Genomic DNA, 2,797 nt, shown 5'->3' with positions numbered 1-2,797 from the left:
GGAATAAACCAGGTGGTGCGCAGGCCGTAGCGTTCGAACAGTTTGAGCAGGCGCGGCGCACCAATTTCACCTGCGAACAAGCCGCGCGAGATGTCGTCCGGCGAGTCTTCACCGCCGTAGGAGCCGAGCCAGCCGGCGACGGCGTCTACGTCGACGCCAAATGCACAGAGAATGTCTTTAGCCATGGTATGTCTCCTTAAAAATTCAGGGTGGTTTCGACCGACAGTGCGGCCCTGAGCAGACGTGCGTCTTCGCCGCTTGGGGCGCTGAGCAGCAGGCCGGTGGGTAAACCCAGGGCATCACGGCCGCTGGGCAGGCTGACGCCAGGCATGTCGAGCAAACTGCCGGGCATGGTCAGGCGCAGGGTGGCGAGGTTGGTTTTGACGAACAGCTCGTCATCGGCTTGCAGCGGTGCAAGGGCCGGGGCGACATGGGCGACGGTCGGGGTAATGAGAACGGCACCGTCGAGTTCATCGACCAGTTGGAGTTGCAAGCGGCGACGCGCGTCGATCAGGTGCAGTAATTGGCTGGCAGGCAATTCACGCGCGGCCTCCAGGCGGCGACGTACACGCGGGTCGAGTTGCTCGGCATCGCGACTGTCCAACAAGTTTTCGTGCAGGGCGAAGGCTTCGAATGAGCCGAGCCAGCCGTCCTGCTTGATCAGGTTGAGGGTGGCCTGGAAGGTGGCTGACGCGCGCACCTCGATCAGCGCACCGGCAGCCTTGAGCTGGTCCACCGCGCGCAGCAGGTTATTGCGCACGGCGGGCTCGATGTCTTCCAACGTGCCCTGCTCAAGGACGAAGTGCTGGCCCTTGAGGCTACGGGCGACGTGCTGTTGCGTGCGGCCGTTGAGCAGGTCGTCGATGGCCAGCGCATCGCGCACGCTGCGGGTCAGCGGGCCGAGGCTGTCGAGGGTGTGCGCCAGCGGGAATACACCGTCACGGCTGTAGCGCCGACAGCTGCTGCGGTAGCCCACCACACCATTGAGCGCTGCGGGGATGCGGATCGAGCCGGCGGTGTCGGTGCCCATGGCGATGGGCACGATCCCCGCCGCCACAGCGACCGCCGAGCCCGACGACGAGCCGCCGGGAATGCGCGGTTGATCGCTGCCATTGGGGTTATGGGGCGTGCCGAAATGCGGGTTCAGGCCCAGGCCGGAATACGCCAGTTCACTGAGATTGGTCTTGCCCAGGCTGACCATTCCGGCGCGGCACAACAGCCCGACACTGGGCGCATCGACCAAGGCCGGCGCAGCCTTGCGGCGATAGGCGGCGCCTGCGGTGGTGATGCTGCCGGCCACGTCGAACAGATCTTTCCAGGCCAGTGGCACGCCATCGAATGCGCTCAAAGGCTGCCCGGCACGCCAGCGCGCGGCGGCAGCCTCGGCCTCACGGCGTGCGCGCTCGGCGGTCAGGGAGATAAAGACACTGGGCGCCATGCTCGCGTGGACGAGTGCCTGCTCCAGTGCCTGCACCGGGTCGTTGCGACCGCTGGCGAACGCTTGGGCCATTGAGGTGGCGTCTGACATCAAGATGACCCTCACAAAACGTACATATTAATAAAATGTACGTTTTACAAAGGCAGATTTCGTGCCAGTCTCTTTGGACGTGTTGTGGTGTTCCTAAGCCATAACGTCAACACCAGCGGGATAGATGGTTTTGCAGGCTGCAAAAAATATCGGCGCACGTGCATGGCCTGGCCCGAATTGAAATAATGTATCTTTTATTAATAAATACATTTTGGTGCAAAAAGTAACGTTTCTCTCTTGGCGGCCCCAAAAAAGTGCCACCGCTGTAGCGCAGAGTGACAGGTGCATCTATGAGAGAATCCCCGACCAATTTCCTACACGCCCAAGAGAACACGATGAAAGCAGTGTCCGCCTCGGCCTCCCGTTACGCGATGATTCACCAACTGTTGCGTGATGCGATCGTTAACGGCACTGCGCGCCACGGGCTGGTGTTGCTGGAAGCGCCGCTGGCCGAGCTGTTCGGCACCAGCCGCGTTCCAGTCCGCAAGGCTTTGGACCTGCTGCATGACGAGGGCTTGATCTGCCGTTTCAGTGGCCGAGGTTACTTGATCAACCCCAAAGGCCTGGTCATGGAGCCGCTGCGCTTGCCCCTGAGCCATGCGCACCTGGGCCTTGATGGCGAAGCTGAGTTGGTGGATACGCGGCCGCTGGGTGAGCGGATCGTCGAGGAAATCGGCGCGGCGCTGTCCACATGTATCGCTTTTGGCCACTACCGCCTGGACGAGCAAGCCGCCGCTGACCACTACAGCGTCAGCCGCGCGGTGGTGCGTGAAGCGCTGATGCGCCTGCGCGACCGTGGCCTGGTGGAAAAAGAACCCTACTCCCAGTGGCTGGCCGGGCCGTTGACCGCGCGGGAAGTCACCGAAGACTACGAACTACGCGCCTGCCTGGAACCCGAAGCGCTGCGCCAGAGTGCGCCAAACCTGGACCGCGAGATGCTCGAAGCGATGTTGCAGCGCGTGCTGGATGCCCAGCAAAGCCCACACTGCAGCCTGGAAACCATCGAACAGATCGAAGAGGACTTGCACCAACGCTGCCTGGCCGGCCTGCAAAACCGCAAGATCGCCGCGCTGATCCGCCAAGGCCAGAGCCCGATGATCATCAGTCGTATTTTTTACCGTTTACTGGGAATCGGCGCAGATCCCGCCATGCTCGCCGAACATCGCTTGATTCTGGAGTTGTTGCTGCATGGGGCATTTGATGCGGCGGCGCTGAATTTGCGCGAGCATTTGCAGCGGGCGCGGCAGCGTATGTTGCAGCGCCTGAAGG

At 62.2% G+C, this 2,797-nt stretch carries 2 protein-coding genes and 1 pseudogene; 1 reads left to right on the top strand and 2 read right to left on the bottom strand.

All coding sequences use genetic code 11. From position 1 onward, the window contains the following. Positions 1–185: pseudogene (locus FEM54_RS29740) on the bottom strand (polysaccharide deacetylase family protein); the annotation flags it as partial. Between the two features lie 11 nt (positions 186–196). Further along, the gene (locus FEM54_RS29735; RefSeq protein WP_138453977.1) at positions 197–1,528 is read right to left on the bottom strand and encodes an amidase; all 1,332 of its coding nucleotides are present in this window, start codon (positions 1,526–1,528) and stop codon (positions 197–199) included. Between the two features lie 335 nt (positions 1,529–1,863). Between FEM54_RS29735 and FEM54_RS29730 the strand changes: the two genes are divergently transcribed. Next, positions 1,864–2,797 (top strand): GntR family transcriptional regulator (locus tag FEM54_RS29730; protein WP_138453976.1); only part of this gene is annotated, 934 nt, incomplete at its 3' end.

It is taken from the genome of Pseudomonas edaphica (genome assembly GCF_005863185.1).
Taxonomy (GTDB): Bacteria; Pseudomonadota; Gammaproteobacteria; order Pseudomonadales; family Pseudomonadaceae; genus Aquipseudomonas; species Aquipseudomonas edaphica.
This window is presented reverse-complemented; position numbering and strand designations above follow the sequence as displayed.

Bases quoted from the DNA above. Each gene is read 5' to 3' on its own strand.
- FEM54_RS29735 (WP_138453977.1), bottom strand. From the start codon at position 1,528: ATGTCAGACGCCACCTCAATGGCCCAAGCGTTCGCCAGCGGTCGCAAC.